The sequence below is a fragment of the Coleofasciculus sp. E1-EBD-02 genome (genome assembly GCF_040218245.1).
Taxonomy (GTDB): domain Bacteria; phylum Cyanobacteriota; class Cyanobacteriia; order Cyanobacteriales; family Coleofasciculaceae; genus Coleofasciculus.
Genome location: NZ_JAVJQN010000064.1, coordinates 1 through 19,789, shown reverse-complemented (window position 1 = coordinate 19,789; position 19,789 = coordinate 1). Strand labels below are relative to the sequence as shown.

The 19,789-nt window shown below is 45.8% G+C and carries 19 protein-coding genes; 9 read left to right on the top strand and 10 right to left on the bottom strand.

What is annotated here, in order from left to right:
* Positions 1 to 45 precede the first annotated feature (45 nt).
* Together RIC07_RS10755 and RIC07_RS10750 are read left to right on the top strand one after the other, a co-directional pair.
* A complete protein-coding gene (locus RIC07_RS10755) occupies positions 46 to 360 on the top strand; it encodes a TIGR03792 family protein (RefSeq protein ID WP_446394519.1) in 315 nt (104 codons plus the stop codon).
* A gap of 10 nt (positions 361 to 370) precedes the next feature.
* Positions 371 to 742 carry a hypothetical protein gene (locus RIC07_RS10750; protein ID WP_446375544.1) on the top strand — a complete coding sequence of 124 codons (372 nt, stop codon included), beginning with the start codon at positions 371 to 373 and terminating at the stop codon, positions 740 to 742.
* A gap of 37 nt (positions 743 to 779) precedes the next feature.
* Here the strand turns inward: RIC07_RS10750 and nblS are convergent, their stop codons facing one another.
* From nblS to RIC07_RS10735, 3 genes are all read right to left on the bottom strand, one after another.
* A complete protein-coding gene (nblS, locus tag RIC07_RS10745; protein ID WP_446394535.1) occupies positions 780 to 2,690 on the bottom strand; it encodes a two-component system sensor histidine kinase NblS in 1,911 nt (636 codons plus the stop codon).
* A gap of 271 nt (positions 2,691 to 2,961) precedes the next feature.
* On the bottom strand, positions 2,962 to 4,227 hold the full coding sequence (gene purD / locus RIC07_RS10740; RefSeq protein ID WP_446394518.1) for a phosphoribosylamine--glycine ligase: 1,266 nt from the start codon (positions 4,225 to 4,227) through the stop codon (positions 2,962 to 2,964).
* A gap of 292 nt (positions 4,228 to 4,519) precedes the next feature.
* The gene (locus tag RIC07_RS10735; protein ID WP_446394517.1) at positions 4,520 to 5,947 is read right to left on the bottom strand and encodes an FAD-binding domain-containing protein; all 1,428 of its coding nucleotides are present in this window, start codon (positions 5,945 to 5,947) and stop codon (positions 4,520 to 4,522) included.
* A 2-nt stretch (positions 5,948 to 5,949) separates the two neighbouring features.
* On the opposite strand from RIC07_RS10735, the gene RIC07_RS10730 reads away from it, so the two are divergent.
* Both RIC07_RS10730 and RIC07_RS10725 read left to right on the top strand, forming a co-directional pair.
* Positions 5,950 to 6,165 (top strand): hypothetical protein, encoded by a 216-nt coding sequence (locus RIC07_RS10730; RefSeq protein WP_446394516.1) that lies wholly within the window; start codon positions 5,950 to 5,952, stop codon positions 6,163 to 6,165.
* Between the two features lie 96 nt (positions 6,166 to 6,261).
* Positions 6,262 to 6,876, top strand: coding sequence for a Uma2 family endonuclease (locus RIC07_RS10725; RefSeq protein ID WP_446394515.1), 615 nt, complete (start codon positions 6,262 to 6,264; stop codon positions 6,874 to 6,876).
* Between the two features lie 284 nt (positions 6,877 to 7,160).
* Here the strand turns inward: RIC07_RS10725 and RIC07_RS10720 are convergent, their stop codons facing one another.
* Both RIC07_RS10720 and folK read right to left on the bottom strand, forming a co-directional pair.
* Positions 7,161 to 7,712 carry an NUDIX hydrolase gene (locus tag RIC07_RS10720; protein WP_446394514.1) on the bottom strand — a complete coding sequence of 184 codons (552 nt, stop codon included), beginning with the start codon at positions 7,710 to 7,712 and terminating at the stop codon, positions 7,161 to 7,163.
* A gap of 6 nt (positions 7,713 to 7,718) precedes the next feature.
* Positions 7,719 to 8,204, bottom strand: a complete 486-nt coding sequence (gene folK / locus RIC07_RS10715; RefSeq protein WP_446394513.1) for a 2-amino-4-hydroxy-6-hydroxymethyldihydropteridine diphosphokinase — start codon at positions 8,202 to 8,204, stop codon at positions 7,719 to 7,721.
* Between the two features lie 72 nt (positions 8,205 to 8,276).
* On the opposite strand from folK, the gene RIC07_RS10710 reads away from it, so the two are divergent.
* The gene (locus RIC07_RS10710; protein ID WP_446394512.1) at positions 8,277 to 9,152 is read left to right on the top strand and encodes a WD40 repeat domain-containing protein; all 876 of its coding nucleotides are present in this window, start codon (positions 8,277 to 8,279) and stop codon (positions 9,150 to 9,152) included.
* A 437-nt stretch (positions 9,153 to 9,589) separates the two neighbouring features.
* On the opposite strand, the gene RIC07_RS10705 is transcribed toward RIC07_RS10710, so the two are convergent.
* Both RIC07_RS10705 and RIC07_RS10700 read right to left on the bottom strand, forming a co-directional pair.
* Entirely contained in the window at positions 9,590 to 10,132 is a 543-nt protein-coding gene (locus RIC07_RS10705) for a hypothetical protein (RefSeq protein WP_446394511.1), read from the bottom strand.
* Positions 10,133 to 10,343: 211 nt separating this feature from the next.
* On the bottom strand, positions 10,344 to 10,955 hold the full coding sequence (locus tag RIC07_RS10700) for a Uma2 family endonuclease (protein WP_446394510.1): 612 nt from the start codon (positions 10,953 to 10,955) through the stop codon (positions 10,344 to 10,346).
* A gap of 397 nt (positions 10,956 to 11,352) precedes the next feature.
* Between RIC07_RS10700 and RIC07_RS10695 the strand changes: the two genes are divergently transcribed.
* The gene (locus RIC07_RS10695; RefSeq protein WP_446394509.1) at positions 11,353 to 13,215 is read left to right on the top strand and encodes a protein kinase domain-containing protein; all 1,863 of its coding nucleotides are present in this window, start codon (positions 11,353 to 11,355) and stop codon (positions 13,213 to 13,215) included.
* 12 nt (positions 13,216 to 13,227) lie between these two features.
* Here the strand turns inward: RIC07_RS10695 and RIC07_RS10690 are convergent, their stop codons facing one another.
* From RIC07_RS10690 to RIC07_RS10680, 3 genes are all read right to left on the bottom strand, one after another.
* Positions 13,228 to 13,665, bottom strand: a complete 438-nt coding sequence (locus RIC07_RS10690) for a Uma2 family endonuclease (protein ID WP_446394508.1) — start codon at positions 13,663 to 13,665, stop codon at positions 13,228 to 13,230.
* Complete coding sequence (locus tag RIC07_RS10685; RefSeq protein ID WP_446394507.1) at positions 13,665 to 13,952, bottom strand: hypothetical protein; 288 nt, start codon at positions 13,950 to 13,952, stop codon at positions 13,665 to 13,667. Before RIC07_RS10685 ends, RIC07_RS10690 begins: the two co-directional genes overlap by 1 nt.
* Before the next feature lie 69 nt (positions 13,953 to 14,021).
* Complete coding sequence (locus RIC07_RS10680; protein ID WP_446394506.1) at positions 14,022 to 14,864, bottom strand: Uma2 family endonuclease; 843 nt, start codon at positions 14,862 to 14,864, stop codon at positions 14,022 to 14,024.
* A gap of 311 nt (positions 14,865 to 15,175) precedes the next feature.
* Between RIC07_RS10680 and RIC07_RS10675 the strand changes: the two genes are divergently transcribed.
* From RIC07_RS10675 to RIC07_RS10665, 3 genes are all read left to right on the top strand, one after another.
* Positions 15,176 to 15,445 carry a hypothetical protein gene (locus tag RIC07_RS10675; RefSeq protein WP_446394505.1) on the top strand — a complete coding sequence of 90 codons (270 nt, stop codon included), beginning with the start codon at positions 15,176 to 15,178 and terminating at the stop codon, positions 15,443 to 15,445.
* Between the two features lie 315 nt (positions 15,446 to 15,760).
* Positions 15,761 to 16,939, top strand: a complete 1,179-nt coding sequence (locus tag RIC07_RS10670) for a cysteine desulfurase family protein (RefSeq protein ID WP_446394504.1) — start codon at positions 15,761 to 15,763, stop codon at positions 16,937 to 16,939.
* A gap of 552 nt (positions 16,940 to 17,491) precedes the next feature.
* The gene (locus tag RIC07_RS10665) at positions 17,492 to 19,510 is read left to right on the top strand and encodes an Rne/Rng family ribonuclease (protein ID WP_446394503.1); all 2,019 of its coding nucleotides are present in this window, start codon (positions 17,492 to 17,494) and stop codon (positions 19,508 to 19,510) included.
* Positions 19,511 to 19,789 lie beyond the last annotated feature (279 nt).

Here is a 19,789-nt window from a genome sequence, read left to right as displayed (position 1 = left end):
TGGTATGATTCAACCGTTTGCACCGTAACCGATCAAGCGTCTTATATGGTAATTGAGTATCTTAAAATTAGAGTCTCGCCCGAACTTCGGGAAACCTTTATTCAGAAAGATGCCGAAATCTGGACATCGATGCTGGCTCGCTGTCCGGGATTTATCAGCAAAGAAGTCTGGATTGAGCCAGAAACACCCACCGAAGTCATCCTGATCATTCGTTGGACAAGCCGTGAACAGTGGAAAGCTGTTCCACAAGAGCAGTTGGAGGGAACCCAACAGCAGTTCGAGCAGGAGTTTGGCAAAGCGTATCAGATGATTCAGGCGAGTGAATATCAAGTGAGAAAATTCCCCCAAACACCCAGTTAAGTTAGACCTGATGCCCAATTGTCCCCGTTGCCATCAATCTATCACTAATCGAGAAATTACTTGTCCTCATTGTGGCATGATTCTCAAAGCCTACGGTCATCCGGGTATTACCTTACACCGAGCCGTGGAACAGGAGTATTTGTGTCAAACCTGTCTCTATCATGTTGATGATACTTGTACGTTTCCTCAACGTCCTTATGCCAAGGAATGTACCCTTTACACGGATAAAGACCAGTCTCCGCTCGAACCTGAGCCGATTTATATGCCGCGTCGTACTCTCTTACAAGCGGCAAAATTGTGGTGTCAGCGTCACCCAGCCGTAGTCGGGTTACTGGGATTGCTTGCCGTTAGTATCCTGTTTACCTTACTCTCTAACTCCTGATCCGTCACGCTTTGAATTATATATATTCGGTGCAAAATTAGGTCACCGTCGCGGCTGTCTCGTCCGTCTCTGTTGTCAGTAAGTGGTCTTCTGAAGGCTGCTCAATTGATTGGTCTTTTTCGGTACACACATCCAAATTAAACCAGAAGGTTGTACCAATCCCCACTTCACTAACTAAATAAACTCGGCTGTGATGTTTTTCAACAATATTGCGGACAATAGAAAGACCTAAACCTGTTCCTTCCAGAGTATGAACTCGATTCTCGACGCGGAAAAAGCGATCAAAAATGTTTTCTTGATCCTCCCAATCAATCCCAATACCTGTATCAGAAATTTCCACCCGAACTTGGGGAATTTCATCCGGATGATTGGGATTGGGTTCTAGGGGATAGGCACGAATCACTACTCGTCCACCGGATTCTGTGAATTTCAGTGCGTTGCCTACTAAGTTATCAAAGACTTGCAGCAATAAGTCATAATGCCCTAACACGGGAGGCAATTTAGGCGAAATTTCATGTACCAGTTCAATCCCTTTATCCCGGGCATTAAGCTGGTAGGTGCGGAGGGTTTGCTCCACGGGTCCAGCAATATCTACGGGTTCAAAGTGATAAATGCGGCAAGATGTCTCCAGTCTGGACAAATCTAAAACATCATTAACTAGACGAGTTAAACGGTCCGTTTCTCGATTCGCCGTTTCCAGAAATTCTTGCCGTTCTACCTCGCTCAAGTCTTCGCCGTATTCGTGTAGGGTTTCGATGAATGATTTGATGTTAAATAACGGCGTTCTCAGTTCGTGAGAAACATTGCTAATAAACTGACTCTTTGCCTCATTCAGTTCAACCTCACGGGTAATATCCTGCACCGTCATGGCAATACCTTTAATGCTCTCGCGGTATTGGTCAAACACCCGCGTCAGCAGAATCCGAACAGTACGCAGTGTGGGTTCAGTCAGGGTAATACGGAACTCCTCTCCTTCCCGTTCCGCCGTCGTTTCGCCGCCAGCAATTTGATACAGGGGTCGCGTCAGTTCTAGGGTGACGGCTGTCGGTAGATGATGCAGCACGTTTTCACCAACCAGGGTATGACCATCCCAACCAAAAATACGCCGTGCGGTTGGGTTGACCAAAATCACGTTCAATGTGGTATCGAGCAATACAGCACCATCTGCGATCGTAGATACCAAAGTTTCCAGTTTGGCTTTTTCTGCGGTCAATTCCTCAATATTTTGTTCTTCATAACGCTCTAAGCGTTCTGCCATTTCGTTGAAGCTGGAAATCAGTTCTCCCAGTTCTCCACCCAGGGGTAAGTCAATGCGCTGCTTGAAGTTCCCTGCAGCAATATTTTTCACACCCGTGAGCAACTCTTTAATTGGTTGAGTAATTGTCAAGGCATTAAATACGGCACCCAGAATCACCATCACCCAAATCGAGATAAACACAGCAATGGTGACATCCCGCGTCAAATTTGAGGAGGCGACAACCGTGGGATTGGGGTTAATGCCAATGGCTAAAACGCCGAGATAGTTCCCTTCATGGGTGAGGGGGACAAAAACATCCGTAACTTCCCCGTCTGGGGTGACATGCTGCCGAACCATCGGTAGGTCGGAGTTTTTGGCGTAGTCTTCGGGAAGCTGAATCCGGCGTCGAATGGAGAGAGAATTGTGGACTTCCGATTCAGAAAAGGGGATGCCGAAGAAAATTCTGCCATCCTCATCCGCGTAAATCATATAGCGCACACTAGAGGTACTGCTATAAAAACGGTGAGAAAAGCGAGCGACTTCAGTAAGATTGTTTTCGGCAATCTGAGGGGCGACATTCGCCGCCAGCAGTAGACCCAAATCCCGACCAAAACGAGTGTCGTTCACTCGGGCGTCTTGTTGAATCGTGTTGACTGCCCAAAAGGTCAAGCCACTCATAATCAGGGAGACGGCTAAGGTCGCCGCCGCCATTAATCGGGTCTGGAGAGTAAACTCCGACCACCATCGTCCCAGTATCTCTCGGAAGGTTTTCAGCAAAGCCAGTAAAATTAGTCGATCAGCATTAAACGGAATTACCTTAATTTATCTTAATTCTCTCAAAAATTCAGGCGTTGAGCAAGGAGAGGGGGATGGGGAAGTAGAGACGTAGCATGCTACGTCTGGGAGATGGAGAGAGGGGGAAGTTAACTCAAAACTCTACCTTCCCTGTTCCCTGTTCCCTGTTCTGTGACCAATGACAGGGTTAGGCTTGAGTGACACGATGACCGATATCTTTACGATAGTACAGTCCCTCAAACTCAATACAGTCTATCGCCCGATAGGTGGCTGCGATCGCACTCTCCAATGTTTCACCCGTTGCTGTCACCGCTAATACGCGCCCGCCATCGGTTAGCATCTGTTCCTGCTTAAACTGAGTTCCGGCACAAAATACCATAGCCCCCCGTTCCTGGGCTTGTTCAATCCCACTAATAGCATGACCCTTCTGATACGCCTCTGGATACCCTTGCGCCGCCGCCACTACACAAGCCGCCGCCCCAGGATGCCAGCTAATTGGGGGCAATTCTGCCAATTTTCGCCCGGTACAAGCCAAAAGTAACTCGTGCAGGGGCGTTTCCAACAACGGTAAAATCGCTTGAGTTTCCGGATCACCGAAGCGACAATTAAATTCTAGAACCGTGGGATCACCTTGAGGCGTAATCATTAATCCCGCATAGAGAACCCCGCGATAGTCAATTCCTCGTTCTTGCAACGCCTTAACTGTGGGTTGGAGAATGTCTTGTTCAATCCGTGCCATCAAGCTAGGATTCACCAGGGGAGAGGGAGCAAACGCGCCCATCCCTCCCGTATTTGGACCTGTATCTCCTTCACCAATCCGCTTATGATCTTGAGCGGGTAATAAGGGACGAATCGTCACGCCATCGGTTAGTGCCAAGACAGACACTTCTTGACCCGCGACACAGTCTTCGATGACTACGGCCTTAAACTTATTCTTAAACAAGAACTCAACCGCCGCCACAGCTTCCTCAATGGTTTGAGCTACCGTAACCCCTTTTCCGGCTGCCAAACCATCTGCCTTGACGACTATTGGGGCATCTTGCTGTTTCAGGTATGCGATCGCCTCATCCTTATCGGCAAACATAGCAAACCCAGGAGTGGGAACGCCAGCCGACTGCATCAATGTTTTTGCCCAAGCCTTACTCGATTCAATTTGGGCACCTGCTTGAGTGGGACCAAACACGACCAAGTTTTGACGACGTAGGTAGTCCGTAATCCCCAATGCTAGAGGGAGTTCCGGACCCACAACCACTAACGAAATATTATGAACTAAAGCAAACCGAGCAATTCCGGCAAAATCATCCACTCGTAAAGACAGATTCTGACACTGTGGATTTGTCGCTGTACCCCCATTGCCAGGAACACAGATTACTTGTTTAATGCGTTGAGATTGCAACAGTTTCCAGGCGAGGGCGTGTTCGCGTCCCCCATTGCCAACCACCAAAATCTTCACGTTAGCCTCGCGCTCCCGAAGAAATGAACGATAAAGTATACACTGCCATAAAGCAGGGGGTACCACGGATGCCGTTGTACCCAATGAGTGTGTGAGTTGAGCAAATGTCCTCCATTATGCCATGGGATGTCGCCATAAGTGTGTAGGGGCGGGTTTAGGAACTTGATGCGTGGCTATGGATGATAACGTTTGTTCAAAACCCGCCCTAACTTAACCCTTCGCTATTTGTCCAACGTCCAATACATTCTGTCAATATTCTTCAAACCCTTACCCAGGACAAATGACGAATGACTTACCCTTTTTGCTGTTGATAGCGCTGTTTAAATTCTTTCTGTCGTTTTTTGTGATCCACGATAGGTTCAGGATAGCCACAACTCGAACGTTCATCCGCTGGAATTTTACCCGTCACCAAGTATTTTGTATCCAGTGAACTCAACTCCGGTAACCATTGGCGAATATACTCCCCATCCGGGTCATATTTTTGTGCTTGACTTGCGGGATTAAAAATTCGCAAGGGTTTCGGGTCCATTCCACTGGACGCACTCCATTGCCAGCCGCCATTATTAGCGGCTAAGTCACCGTCATATAATTTTTGCATAAAATAGGTTTCACCCCATTGCCAATTAATAATTAGGTCTTTGGTTAAGAAACTGGCAACAATCATCCGACAACGATTGTGCATCCATCCCGTTTGATTTAATTGGCGCATGGCAGCATCTACAATCGGATAACCCGTTTTGCCTTCACACCACGCTTGAAACAGGGTTTGATTATTGTCCCAGGGGAAATTTTCAAAAGTATCACGATAGGGTCCCTCTGCCAATTTGGGGAAGAAATAGAGAGCATGTTGATAAAATTCTCGCCAAGCCAATTCCTGTTGCCAGGTTTGAATACTATCACGAGTTTCATCGCTACGGCTACGTTCTATCGCTGTTTGCGTGGCTTGCCAAACCGTGCGAATTCCGATCGCACCAAATTTGAGGGCGGCGCTGAGTCTGGATGTGCCATCAATGGCGGGGAGATTGCGTTGGTGTTGGTAGTCGTCAATAGCGCGATCGCAAAATTCCTCTAGTCTCTCCTGGGCGGCTTTTTCTCCCGGTTCCAGCACCAGGGGATTGTCCCAGGTAAACCCTAACTCTTTCGCCGTAGGTAACTCAATTGCGCCTACTTTGTTTACCACATCCTGTTCCGTTGCAGTTAATCCTTCAGCATTGGTTAAGGATTCAGCAGGAGTGGCTTTGGCTTGGTCTTTCCAGTTTTTCCAGAAGGGGGTATAAACTTTATAAGGATCGCCGGAATTGGTGCGAATTTCGCCGGGGGCGTGTAAGAGTTGATCCCAGAACTGTTCAACCGCAATCCCTTTTTCTTCTAGGGCATCTTGTATCGTGCGATCGCGCGATCGGGCATAAGGTTCAACATCCCGATTCCAGACTACCGCTTTGGCGTTGAGGGCGTCAGCTAAGGCGGGAATTCCTTGACTGGCGTTTTGATGCAAGATTAGTAATTGACTCCCAGCTTCAGCGTAGCGTTGTTGTAACTCCTGTAAGCAGCCAATCATGTACGTGATTCGTGCTGGAGCGATATCATCCCGTTCTAAGATATCTGGGTCAAGACAAAAGACTCCTATCACCTTCTGGCTTTTTTGACAAGCCGCAGCCAGACCAATATTATCAGAAATGCGTAAGTCACGGCGATGCCAGAAGAGAATCAGATCAGTCATGAATGATGAGATTTGAATGGGTAGGGGCGGGTTTAGCCTTTCTGGTTTCGCTGTTAATTATAACGTTTATTGAACGCACCCCATCTAAATCAAAGATTCTAGATGGGGACTGCGCTCAACTATTTCGTTCAAAACCCGCCCTCCGGGTTAATCAATCAAGTGCATTAAAATGGACTCCAATTCTTATTCAGTCAGCTTTAGCTGACTTTCGCTGTTAGCCTTGGGTTTAAACCCAAGGCGTTTTAAGGCTTGTGGATTAGTGTTAGGATAAAGTAAACGTCTTACAGGTAGCCTGGTTTCAGGGGTTGCTTATAATGATTCAAATCCTACAAAAATCACTAACATTTGACGAGTTTGTTGCTGAATACGGAGATCATCCTCGCTATGAACTAATTGATGGAGAATTAGTTGACATAGAGCCAACAGGTCCGCACGAACAGGTAACGGGCTTTATTAACATGCAGTTGAACCTAGCCATCGCTCATCTTAAGCAACCCTACTTTATCCCGATGCGATGTCTGATTAAACCCTTAGGTCAATATTCCGCCTTTAAACCGGATGTGATTGTATTAGATAGACTTGCCCTACGCGATGAACCGTTATGGAAACGTGAACCGATTATTACACGGGGAACTTCAGTCAAGTTAGTGGTTGAGGTTGTGAGTACAAATTGGCAAAACGATTATGCCCGCAAAGTGGATGATTATCAAGCCTTGGGGATTCAGGAATATTGGATTGTTGATTATCTGGGCTTAGGTGGAACGTTTTTTATTGGTTCTCCCAAACAGCCGACCATTACTATCTGCGATTTAAAAGGAGAAACTTACGAGATGAGACAGTTTCGACGGGGAGATTATGTGGTGTCACCAATGTTTCCTGACTTGGAGTTAGACGCTGACCAGATTTTCAAGGCTGGTGTGTTAGATTAGCCGTAATCCATGAATTTCGTTAGTCGTCATTTATTTATATCAACGCCAGTAAACCCAACACAATAGGGCTAAAGCCCTGACTACGAACCTAATCATCAAGCACCAAATTAAGATAATATCTTTTCCGTTCAGGTTGTAGAGACTTTGAATGCAACGTCTCTACAATTTTCGCCACACTACCATATCTGTCAACATAACCATTAGAAATGTGGACACAGGTTTGATAGGGCGCACGTCTGTGCGCCCCTACGGTTTCCGGGATATGTTCAACAACAATTAACCCACTATTGCTGCAAAAACGGACGCGCTAGGTAAAAGCTACAAATCGATTTAGCATCAACCGCATCCCCCCCATGAATCGCTTTTTCTAATTGTTCGGGTGTCATCAACACCGTTTCTAAATCTTCATCCACATCCAATCCTGGCGGCGTTTCCAGTTTCTCTAAATCTTGCGCCAGAAATGCGTAAATATATTCATCAGAATAGCCTGGTGCCAAGGCAAAATTGCCCAAAGATTGCCAACGGTGCGCCCGATATCCGATTTCTTCTTGGATTTCCCGTTGGATTGTGGTTTCGGGATCTTCTAAAGGTTCCACCGTACCCGCCGGAAACTCTAATAACCGCCGTTGTACGGTAAACCGATATTGACGCACGAGTACCAGTTTCCCCTCTGGGGTAACCGGAACCGCTAGCGCCCCACCGGGGTGACGAACGCATTCCCAGTCGCCTTTTGCTTGGTTGGGAAGACGCAGGTGATTAACTTCAAAGTTAAATTTGCGTCCCTGATAAACAAAGCGTTGTCTGAGTAGTTGAGGGGGTTCTTTACCTTGAGGCATGTCTAACTATACGGGGTGAACTCCAGAACAGTCTACCCTTTGTACGAGTTGTGCGATCGCACATCCGGATTTTGGTTCGATCCAGTCGGGGGCAATTTCGGCTAAGGGAACCAGGACAAAGGCTCGTTCAGTCATCCGGGGGTGGGGGATTTGTAGGGTAGGAGTGTCTATTATTAAATTATCGAATAATAAGATATCTAAGTCTAGTGTTCTCGGTCCCCAGCGTTCCCGCCGTTCCCGCCCGAACTGTTTTTCGATGCTGAGAAGGGTTTGTAATAAATCGTGGGGGGTTAGCTGTACCTCTAGAATCACACAACCATTGAGATAATCTGGCTGCGGCGGACCAATCGGGGCGGTTCGATACCAGCTAGATTGAGACGTGACCGTGATACCGGGAGTTTTCGCTAACATGACTATAGCCGCCTCTAGGATGGCACGGGAATCCCCCAAATTGCTGCCTAGCGCGATCGCCGATGGTTGAGAGTGTGACACGATACGCCCCTGCTGTTAAGTTTATAGATTACCAGAGAATCGACGAAATTTTTGCCGCGATCGGATAAATTCATGCACGAAGAACAAATCCTCGGTCTTTGGTTAGCGGGTCCTAAGGGAACAGTTTACTCCCTAGCAATGAGTTCCGATGGCAAGACTTTAATTAGTGGTGGCAGTGATACAATTGTGCGCGTCTGGGATTTAAGCAATGGAGAGGAACTCTCCTGTTTTAGAGGTCATTCTGACTGGGTGCATGGGGTAGCCATAAGTCCAGATGGTCAAACCTTGGTGAGTGGGAGTTTTGATCGCACATTGAAAGTGTGGAACCTGAAAAATGGGGAGGAATTATACACCCTAGAAAGTCATTCGGATCGAATATATTGTGTAACGATTAGTCCTGACGGACAACGAATTTATAGCGGTAGCCAGGATACTACGATTAAAGTTTGGGATATTAACAACGGTACTGAACTGCACACGCTAACTGAACCATCAGACTGGGTATATTCCCTCGCCATCAGTTCAGATGGTAAACGATTAGTTTGTGGTTGTGCTGATGGTACGATCTGGATTGGTTATCGGAAAATACTCACCGGTCATGTCGGTAGCGTTACCTCCGTGGCGATTAGTCCCAATGGGAAAACATTGGTGAGTAGCAGTATTGACAAAACGATTAAACTCTGGGATTTGCGAACAGGAGAGGAAATTCGCACACTGACAGGTCATTCGGGAACCGTTACTTCAGTGACAATTAGCCGAGATGGACGCCGAATTATTAGTGGAAGTAACGATAAAACAGTAAAGGTTTGGGATTTACAGACAGGTGAAACCCTGCACACGATTAGTGATCATGTAGAAGCCGTTTTAGCGGTAGCAATTAGTCCAGATGGACGGACAATTGCCAGTGGTAGCCAGAATGATGTGATTAAAATTTGGGGAATGAGATAGTTTTTATTTTTGTGTCGGGGCGGGTTTCCTATTATCGTTTCTGACATTACCCAGATGCAACTAACCCGCCCGTTTTTAGGTGTGGGTTTAGCCATTCAAACTAGCTTCTCACTGATAAACGTTCAACAAAACCTGCCCTTATTCATAAATCAGTGTTCTGAAACAGGGGGTTAAGTAAAGGGCGACCCGATAAAATTGAGTGGACACCGTTGTTGATTTGTGCAAGCGGGTCACCCCTACACGAGAAATAAAGGTGACATCCTCCCTAGTCAATCCGAATCTTATATTATCTAATCATCAGGGTAGAAGGGTAAAAAGGTAAGTTTTTTTACCAATAACTACAGGTATGATAGATGAACGACACCGCAGGACATAATATCAAAACAATAAGTCCCTTGACAAATGACCAAGGACGAATGACGAATGACGAATGACAATTACTCTTGAGTAATCACCCGCACTAAAGTAGCAGTATCAAATGCATCGGATGGATAATAAACCGTCTCATAATCATTGATCGCGATTATCGCTTTTTTCGGTTGAGTATCCTCTCCACCCAATTGCTGCTTAGCGACCTCGGGATTATTGAAACAAAACCAAACTTGGCGATCATCGCCCCGAAACCTGGGTAACTGTTTGGCGGCGGCTTCATCAACAACAAAACATGGGATCTTTGTGTTTCCTGGAAGCTGGTGATTAGGTTCGTAAGTCCCAGTGAGAACAATTTGACCTCGAAATTGGACTCGCCCAATTACACCATACTCAGGTAATGAGTCAGCTTGAACTGAGACAACTTCCAGACCCATAAATTCCTCGCCTGGTTCGAGTTGACGGGGGTCAAAATGGTTATCAACCGCTTTCAACTCAAAGGATAAGTCTTTAGTCGGTGTCGGGGATGGGTTAGTCTTAGCGGCTAATGCAGCCGTACTCAGTAAACACAGGAGTGAAAAAAGTGCGATCGCGGTTGGATGTTGACGCATGGGGAAATAATCTCATTTAGAGTGAATCGATAAGGCTACACTATCGATCATGACTCTATATTCGCTAAACTGACGAGCTTGTGCATCACTCCACAGGATCAAGATTAAGCTGTTTGGTATTTAAACCCTAATGTCAACCATGACGAAACCCTTGTAGTACGAGCATCTTGCTCGCTACTAATAATTTTGGGTTATTTGATATGCATTGTTCCTAAAGGATATCCTCGGCATCCGCTGCCAACACCTGATCGACCGTTAAAGTAAGGTTAGGAAATGTTTGACAGGGAATAGTTTCTCCTGGCAAATACTCACATCGTTGATATTCCCCATTCCCCAGCGTTAGCACAATAACTTTCTTCCCCTTCCCGCGCCAGCAATATTTAGCTGGAATTTGACCCCGATCATCAACAATCCAATATTCCGGCACTCCGATTGCTTGGTACTCCTCTTGTTTGTCCACCAAATCCGTAGACCAATTACTTGAGGCAATCTCAACAATCATAAATGGTTTAGTCGTAATCCCTCGGCTGGGTCGATCTTCAAAGAAAGTCTTGGGTCGTTCAATAATAGCAATATCTGGTCGTCTCGCTTTTGCTTCGTCCAGAAAGAGTGCATTTCGCTTGCGAACCGAATACTTTAGCTTGAGTCGCCTGTATGACAGTTCAAACATAAACGAGAGAAATTCTAGGATTTCTTCGTGCAATTCGCTGGGTTCAGGCATCAGCACTAGTCTCCCATCAACCAACTCGTACTCGTTAATTTCATTACCGTCATCGAAATTCAGAAACTGCTCAAAGGTGAGTAAGTTTGTGATCGTGTTCATGGCAATCGGTATGGGGGCTTTAATCTATCCTATCTGGAAGTGTCACGAGTGCGGCAAGACGCAAGCGTGTCCGATAGGACGTATCGCCAACCACTCCCTCAGTTTCCTGGATAGTCAGCGTCATTGGCTACTCAGCCGGATTCATATAAAGATCTACTGGATTGACACAGCTAAAATGGTGGAATAGATTCTAGGTTGGGTTGACGATAGGAAACCCAACAGGATATAGGGCTAAAGTTCCCTACTACAAGCCGAATCTAATCTATCAAATAAGGTGTGCCACGCTAGTACGATAGCCAAGCCAAGCCTCGACAAACAGGATTTTGACAGCATTTATCTGTCAATCTCTGAATCGATAACGCTACACTATCGATCATGACCCATATTCGTTGAATCGATGAGCCTGTGTATCAATCCCAAGTGTCAGAATCCCGATAATCCCGATAATCTGCTCTATTGCCAAAGTTGTCAGTCTGAATTGCTATTGGAGGGACGTTATCGGGTTATAAGTCTCTTGGGCGAAGGCGGTTTTGCTAAGACCTATGAAGTTAGCGATCGAACCACTATCCCCAAAGTTATCAAAGTTTTGAGTAAAAATGAACCCAAACCTGTAGAACAATTCCAGCGAGAAGCCCAAGTATTAACTCGGCTGCATCATCCCGGAGTTCCCAAAGCAGAGGAATCTTTCACTTTTTACCCTAACAACAGTCAAGAACCCGTGTATTGTTTGGTAATGGAGAAAATTGAGGGAGAGAATCTGGAAAAGTGGTTAGAAAATCGGGGGAATCGTCCCATTGGTGAAAAGTTAGCGGTTGATTGGCTAACTCAACTCGCCAACACACTACACGAAGTCCATAAAAATCAGCTTTTTCACCGAGATATTAAGCCATCAAATATCATGATCAAGCCAGAGGGAGGACTGGTATTAATTGATTTTGGCATAGCCCGAGAAATTACTGGAACCTATGAGCAAAAACAAGCAGCAGGACAAGTTACAAAAGTTGTTTCTGACGGTTACTCTCCCCTAGAGCAAGTCATTGGTAGCGCTGCTCCCCAATCAGATTTTTTTGCATTGGGTCGTACCTTTGTCCATTTACTGACGGGAGAACATCCTTTGAATCTTGGCGATCCCTATCGCCATGATATTTATACCGATGAGTTAGAGGATTGGCGTGACAAAGCACCTCAAATTTCCTCTCTACTCGGAGATTTTATCGATCAACTGATGGCTCGTCCAATTCAGAAACGTCCCGCCGATACCCAGTCAATTTTGGCACAGTTGGCAGAGATTGATCAAACTTTATATCCCCGAAAATTATCTAACACTACTTCATCTCAAGTCGTACATACACCCAACAAGCAAAACATTGTCTTAGAACGCACTATCGGTGATAATTGGTATTCTGATTCCTTTGAATCTGTTCATTGCTTAGCCATGAGTCCAGATGGAGAAATTTTAGTTAGTGGTAATGGTAACGCAATTAAAGCATGGAATATGAATAATGGAACAGAAATTTATACTGTCACAGAACACCGAAATAGCGTATTGTCTCTAGCGATTAGCCTAGATGGACAATATCTGGTTAGCGGTGGTGATGATAGCTCGATTAAGGTATGTAAACTCAGCACGGGAGAGCTAATTCGCACTTTTGAAGATAATCACGGTAGTGTATATTCTATAGCAATTACTCCGGATGGACAGAAGTTGATTAGTGGTAGTTATGGGGGATTTACAACGTTATGGAATCTGAATACTGGAGAGGAAATTCGTACTATTTTTAAACATACAAAATCTAGGCATTATACAAAGTCTGTGCGTTGTGTAGCAGTAAGTCCAGATGGAAAAACTATAGTCAGTGGTGATTTAAGTGGTGTAATTGAAAGTTTTCCACGCTGTTCTTTCAGAGGACATTCAGGTTATATTAGTTCAGTCGTCATTACTCTAGATGGAGAACGCTTGATTAGTAGCAGTTCTGATAAAACCATCAAGATATGGAGTTTAACTACTGGAGATAAAATTGACACGCTCACTGGGCATACCGGCGCGGTTACTTCTCTAGCCGTCAGTCCCAGTGGAGATCTATTAGTTAGTGGTAGTGAAGATAAAACAATTAAATTGTGGAATTTAAATACAAGAAAGGAGGTGAATACAATTACTGGACATTTAAATGAGGTGACCGATGTGGTTTTTAGTCCGGATGGACAGTTTTTTGTCAGTGGCAGTAAAGACTGCACCATCAAGGTATGGCGAATCCAGTAAATAATTTCTTCTTCAAGTCTCCCATAGTTCCGCAATCGGCAATTCCCAGCCTGGAAGCAAGTCTGGAATTGTCAAAATATCCCCATCCCTCAATACCATTTCCGGTTGACCCTGCTGATAAACTGTTACAGTTCGCTCTGTCTCTGGTTCCATAAAAATACCCACAGGCATCCCCATTTCCTTCAGCATTTGCAACTTTGCTTTTTGATACAAACTTGGATCAGTTTCCGCTTCCGTACAACAGCAACATTCCATGACTAAATCTGGTACTAATTCTGGATATGATTCGGGTAACTTTGTCAATCCATTCTGGCGCATATAATCCCGCATTCGTTCAGCGCGAATGAAACAGTTATCCGGTTCAATCACATCCCCCTTCGGCAAAATCCAACCGCAGCGCCCCAAAACATAACCCAAGGGATGATCAGAACCCGTTTTAACCCAATTCATCAAAGCAAAGCCAAAATTAGACCTTGCGATCGCGAAGCGTGTCCGATAGGACGTATCGCTGACGCCATTCCCCCACAATTAACAATACAAGGGGACATGATAATGATTCGACCTCCCCGTAATTCCATCCCATAGTCATTAAACGTGGCTTGTACCCGTTCCAAGTCATGGGGGGTAAAGGGTAAAGAAAGGGGTGGAGTTAAGATAATTCGCCCATTTTCTAACCGGGCGGGATAATCGGGAAATGTTGTCCGAACCTGTTCGAGTTCTTGGGTTGAAAGTGTCACGGGTAAGAGAGTGCGATCGCGATCGCGTTCGCGAAGCGTGTCCGATAGGACGTATCGCGTCTAATTATATCATGAACCTTCCGGCACGTTACTAACAAATTCTGCCAGGGTTTGTGCCGTCAAAGCCACCGTCACTAAATCCTCTAATTGATTGACTTCCAGTACCTGTAAACGTGGCTCAACATCTGGCGGAACCTGTTCAAAGCGAGTTGAGAGGATACGCAATAGCTGTCGTAATGTCCCTTGTTGAAATCCTTGTTGTTGAGCCGCTTCTTCGGGTAGGGGGACAAGATTACCATCTTGATCATAAAATCGTAACCAAACCGCCGTCTCTCGGTCTATGGTTCCTTGCCAAGTTCCCAACCATAACCCCAATGTCTGACACCACAGCCAACCCTGCTGATTGGGGACTAACGGTTGATACTGTTGAGACGCATCCAAATGCCACCCCTGTAAGGAATTGGGGTCAAAGGGATTAAAAACAAAGTAATCCGGTGTTCTGAAAATACGCTCATAAATATCTTTCTTCGTCCCCGTATCCGCAGACGCCGTAGAAAAAGACATTAATTCGACAATTACATCAGGATAACGCCCCCCTTCTTCCCACACAACCCAACCTTGCCGTTCAGTTGTCCCGTCAACATTTAATACGGCAAAGAAATCGGGTCCTCTAAAATCTCGGTTCCGTGCCTGTTCACTGCTGTAATAGATAAACATATTACCGCTGGTGAAGAAATCATTGCGGTCAAGATAAGCTTGCTGCAATGACCGAATCAGAACATTTATAGCAATACGGTGGCGATTACTTTCCAACGGTTCCCCATCATCAAAGATTAAGTCAGTTGGCGGCATGGATGGTTCCCAGCCTACCACAGTTTGGGATGTTGTCTCTTGGGTTACCAAGTCGGACATGATCAGCGTCTCTCTCCACTAAGGTGTTTTTTTCCACATACCTAAACGGATCTTAACAAAAGCGCGATCGCTAACACTCCCTTTACTGATTGTCTTTATTAATCGGTTATAGTCATTGAGAACGAAAAAATTAATTGGGTTCGTAGTAAGAGCATTCCTAGATTTTGTGAGGTAACAGGCGTCAACCCAACCCACAACCTATTCCATCCTTGTATTTAGGGGCGCAAGCCTTGCGACCCGTGTCACGCCAAGATATTTATATCCATTGTCATGATTCCCACCCAGATTTATTGTGATAAAATTTACTAATTATGGTTCAAATCATCCAAACTCAAACCCTGAACATCATCGACCTTGAACAAAAATTCGGTTTAACCCAAGCCGATGATGACCAATTTTTTTCAGAGTGGTACGAGAATCTCCCGGACATTTCTGACTTAGAAAGACAAATTCTAGACCGGGTAAAGTCCAACTACTTAAGTTTGATCAAACATCGGGAAATCTCCGAAAACATGGTAAAATTAGCCGTTCTGGGTCCTTTGCTGACTTGGACAGACTTTTATCACCTCCCACTTGTCTGAACCATTCAGCCTATTGAAACGAGAAAATGAACTCTATAACGTGCTGAGTATCCTCAAAAAATTCAGTCAACTGATGACTGATTAATAATAAATTTAAATGCACTATTCCTTAACATGACCAATGACGATCTAAGTAGGTTGATGGAAATAAACTCAACCCTATTAAGCTCTGTAAACAGTTCTCAAACCCTTACAAATGACAAATGACAAATGACAAATGACAAATAAAAAATGACGAATGACGAATGACAAATGACAAATGACAAATGACGATCACCGCCATTAACTTTAACTGTCCCTACCGACTTACTCACTATGTCTCATCGTCCCATTTACCTTGACAACCACGCCACCACCCCCATGGATGAACGGGTGCTAGAGGCGATGCTGCCTTTTTTTAGAGAACATTTCGGCAACCCTTCCAGTATCAGCCACGCTTATGGTTGGGAAGCAGAAGCAGCGGTCAAACAAGCACGACAAACTCTCGCTGAAGCTATCCACGCCACACCAAAGGAAATCGTCTTTACCAGTGGTGCAACAGAAGCGAATAATCTAGCAATTAAAGGGGTTGCTGAAGCCTATTTCAGTAAAGGGCGTCATATCATTACCGTCCAGACTGAACATCCAGCCGTGCTTGATCCCTGTACCTATTTACAAGACTTAGGATTTGAGGTCACATTTTTGCCTGTTCAAGGGGATGGACTCGTCAACCTAACCCAGCTTGAAAAAGCGATTCGTTCCGATACGATTTTAGTCTCGGTGATGGCTGCCAATAACGAAATTGGCGTATTACAACCCCTAGCTAAAATTGGAGAACTTTGTCACCAGCATCAGGTACTCTTCCATACCGACGCTGCCCAAGGGATTGGTAAAATTCCCTTGGATGTCCAGGATATGAATATTGACCTCATGTCCTTCACTGCCCATAAGCTGTATGGTCCTAAGGGGATTGGGTCACTGTATGTTCGCCGCCGTAACCCGAAAGTGAAGTTAGCGTCACAAATTCAGGGAGGGGGACAGGAACGGGGACTCCGTTCGGGTACACTCTACACACCGCAAATCGTAGGCTTTGCCAAAGCGGTGGAACTCGGATTAGCCGAACAAGCCTCTGAATCTCAACGCCTCCGCCAGTTACGGGAACACCTCTGGACTACCCTGTCTTCATTAGGGGGAATTCACCTGAATGGTCATCCTGAGCAGCGATTGTCAGGAAATCTTAATATTTCGGTTGAAGGAGTAGATGGTTCTGCCCTGCTGTTGGGATTACAGCCTGTTGTCGCCGTGTCATCGGGTTCAGCTTGTTCATCAAGCCACGTAGCCCCATCCCATGTCCTCTTGGCACTGGGACATTCAAAACCTTTAGCTCATGCCTCAGTCCGATTTGGCATTGGGCGCTTTAATACCAGAGAGGAAATTGCTCAGGTTGCCCAACACGCGATCGCAACAATTGAGTCCTTGCGGCAAGCTCAAACCCCTACAACGTCGATTCTGTAACCCGCGATAACCCCCTCACAGCTAAACTGATAGTCTTACCCGTTAACAATCAACAATCAAAGCAGTATAATGTAAAATTGAGGAAACAGTTGCGTACCTACAGTGACACTAGGTTCGACCTGTAGAAACTATCTCATAGATACTGTCCGCAACTGATTCACACTTCCAGACTTTTGACTTGCACGTTACCAAACTCCAATGCTGACCCTTGGGCGAAGGGATATGACATTGGCTACCTGTAGCATTGGAGAAAAAGTAGATCCATGAGAGTGTCAGTAGTCTTCAGTCACTCCCCGATCACGATTTACATTTTCTAAGTAAAGCTAAAGTTTTTGCTTTTCAGAATCATAAAGGGTAGCCAAAGTAAGAGTGACCGATCAATTTTAGGTATGCGATTTAAGATTTTTGGTGAAAAAGGTAACTCAGACAAGCATTCAAGCATTATTCAAGCTTGGCTCGTTTGCCTGTTCTCTAAACTAATCAGCTATCTAAAATTTCAACAAAGACCAAGCTTCAGTACTTGAGCGTACTGCCAAATTTTGAGGAAATTGAATGGCAAAGCAAATTATTATTGCAGAGCAATATCGTCTGGCTGCTGTCTTTTCAGAAGATCAAATCCAAGAACTTGTCGTTGCCACGGGCAGCCACCAAGTCGGTGATATTTATCTCGGCATTGTCGAAAACGTTTTACCAGGCATTGATGCCGCATTCGTCAATATCGGTGATGCCGAACGCAATGGATTTATTCATGTCACCGACTTAGGTCCGCTGCGACTTAAACGTCGCTCCGGGGCGATTACGGAACTGCTCACCCCGCAGCAAAAAGTCTTAGTCCAAGTGATGAAGGAGCCGACGGGCAATAAAGGTCCTCGGCTGACCGGAAATATCAGCTTACCGGGTCGTTATCTGGTGCTGATGCCTTATGGACGAGGGGTTAATTTATCCCGACGGATTAAGAACGAAAACGAACGTAATCGCCTCAGAGCCTTGGCTGTGCTGATTAAACCCGCTGGGATGGGATTATTGGTTCGCACAGAAGCCGAGGGCAGAGCGGAAGAAGCGATAATGGAGGATTTGGAGGCGCTGCAACGTCAGTGGGAAGCCATCCAGCAGGAGGCAACTTCGACCAGAGCGCCAGCTCTACTCAATCGCGATGATGATTTTATCCAACGAGTCCTCCGCGATATGTACACAGCGGATGTGAATCGGATTGTGGTTGATTCCAATACTGGGGTCAAACGGGTAAAACAGCAGTTAGTAAGCTGGAGTGGCGGTCGATCACCGGAAGGGGTTTTAATTGACCATCACCGCGATCGCCTCTCAATTCTCGATTATTTCCGAATTAATGCGGCGATTCGAGAAGCCTTAAAGCCACGAGTCGATCTGCCATCGGGAGGCTATATTATTATCCAACCGACGGAAGCGCTAACCGTTATTGATGTCAACTCCGGTTCCTTTACCCGTTCCGCCACGGCGCGAGAAACCGTCCTCTGGACTAACTGTGAAGCCGCGACGGAAATCGCCCGCCAATTGCGCCTACGTAATATTGCTGGCGTAATCATCGTGGACTTTATCGATATGGACTCGCGGCGTGACCAATTACAAGTTCTGGAACATTTCAACAAAGCGTTGAAAATGGACAAAGCCAGACCCCAAATCGCCCAATTGTCAGAACTGGGGTTAGTCGAACTCACCCGCAAGCGCCAAGGTCAAAATATTTACGAATTATTTGGTCGCACTTGTCCAAGCTGTGGTGGATTGGGACATCTGGTGCATCTTCCCGGTGAGCCAGAACCTCAAGTGCAGCAAGAGCCAGAGCCTATTTCTCGCGTTGAAATCCCGGAAACCCCTGATCTTCCAGAACCCCTAGATATCCCTGGCTTTAATGAACCGGATGAACTTGAACTCAATCATCCGAGTTATCAAGAACGGGGAATCCCCAATGGCACTAATCGCCGCCGTCGTCGTCGCCGCCTAGAGGATGTAATATCCAAGGATGAACCTGTAGCCAAGAGCAATGTTCGCCCAATTACCCTGTCCCAACGTTCCTCTGATGTGAGTGAAGACGTAGAGGGGATGAGGCGCGATACGACATCTGTTGAACGTCCCATCGTGTCAGACTCCAGTGAACGAGTGGGCAAACCCCAGCTCATTCGGTCGGTGGTAGAAATGGAACCGCCGGAAGTTATTCAGGTTGAGATGACGCCGGAAGAACAGGATGTTTATGCCTTGATGGGCATTTCACCATTAGTGCGGTTAGATAAGGAGATTAGAAATCCCCGATCAGTTATGGTTTCGGTAGTGCTTCCTGGAGAAGCTGAATCGGATTCTTCTGACAATTACACCACTGACAATGACACCACTGACGATTCATGGGAAGATAGGTCTCACCCATCAGAGGAATCAGACTCAGAAGAGAGTTCAGACAAGGTACTGGTTACTTCTTCTGGAGAAGCCGCTGATGTTGATTTAGAATCATCGGCTGATTCAACCTCAACCAGCGAATCGGAAACAAAACCGCCTTTGATTCGTCGTCGTCGCCGCCGTTCTTCAGCAATGGAGAATGAGTAAGGGATAAAGGGGTTTCAAAAGCGGATTTGGTATCACTCCCCAAGTTAGGCTTCACCGTTCCGAAAAACCTATACAGAACTATGCATATCTAGGCATATCTGGACTTGCGTCGGAACGTGCAGACCAAGACTCACCGCCGTCTACGTTAGACGGGTCATGACACCTTGATGTGAACGCCAGCATCATGCTCTATCGGATTCAGTTAAGCAATCAGTGAACAGGTTTATAGCTGTAGTGCTGAATCCTTAAAAAGCCCGTCTAACATTGTCGAGGCAAACT

Coding starts and splice junctions, on each gene's coding strand:
- RIC07_RS10755 (WP_446394519.1), top strand. CDS start 46: ATGGTAATTGAGTATCTTAAAATTAGAGTCTCGCCCGAACTTCGGGAA.
- RIC07_RS10750 (WP_446375544.1), top strand. CDS start 371: ATGCCCAATTGTCCCCGTTGCCATCAATCTATCACTAATCGAGAAATT.
- nblS (WP_446394535.1), bottom strand. CDS start 2,690: ATGGCGGCGGCGACCTTAGCCGTCTCCCTGATTATGAGTGGCTTGACC.
- RIC07_RS10735 (WP_446394517.1), bottom strand. CDS start 5,947: ATGACTGATCTGATTCTCTTCTGGCATCGCCGTGACTTACGCATTTCT.
- RIC07_RS10730 (WP_446394516.1), top strand. CDS start 5,950: ATGATGAGATTTGAATGGGTAGGGGCGGGTTTAGCCTTTCTGGTTTCG.
- RIC07_RS10725 (WP_446394515.1), top strand. CDS start 6,262: ATGATTCAAATCCTACAAAAATCACTAACATTTGACGAGTTTGTTGCT.
- RIC07_RS10720 (WP_446394514.1), bottom strand. CDS start 7,712: ATGCCTCAAGGTAAAGAACCCCCTCAACTACTCAGACAACGCTTTGTT.
- RIC07_RS10710 (WP_446394512.1), top strand. CDS start 8,277: ATGCACGAAGAACAAATCCTCGGTCTTTGGTTAGCGGGTCCTAAGGGA.
- RIC07_RS10705 (WP_446394511.1), bottom strand. CDS start 10,132: ATGCGTCAACATCCAACCGCGATCGCACTTTTTTCACTCCTGTGTTTA.
- RIC07_RS10700 (WP_446394510.1), bottom strand. CDS start 10,955: ATGAACACGATCACAAACTTACTCACCTTTGAGCAGTTTCTGAATTTC.
- RIC07_RS10695 (WP_446394509.1), top strand. CDS start 11,353: ATGAGCCTGTGTATCAATCCCAAGTGTCAGAATCCCGATAATCCCGAT.
- RIC07_RS10690 (WP_446394508.1), bottom strand. CDS start 13,665: ATGAATTGGGTTAAAACGGGTTCTGATCATCCCTTGGGTTATGTTTTG.
- RIC07_RS10680 (WP_446394506.1), bottom strand. CDS start 14,864: ATGTCCGACTTGGTAACCCAAGAGACAACATCCCAAACTGTGGTAGGC.
- RIC07_RS10675 (WP_446394505.1), top strand. CDS start 15,176: ATGGTTCAAATCATCCAAACTCAAACCCTGAACATCATCGACCTTGAA.
- RIC07_RS10670 (WP_446394504.1), top strand. CDS start 15,761: ATGTCTCATCGTCCCATTTACCTTGACAACCACGCCACCACCCCCATG.
- RIC07_RS10665 (WP_446394503.1), top strand. CDS start 17,492: ATGGCAAAGCAAATTATTATTGCAGAGCAATATCGTCTGGCTGCTGTC.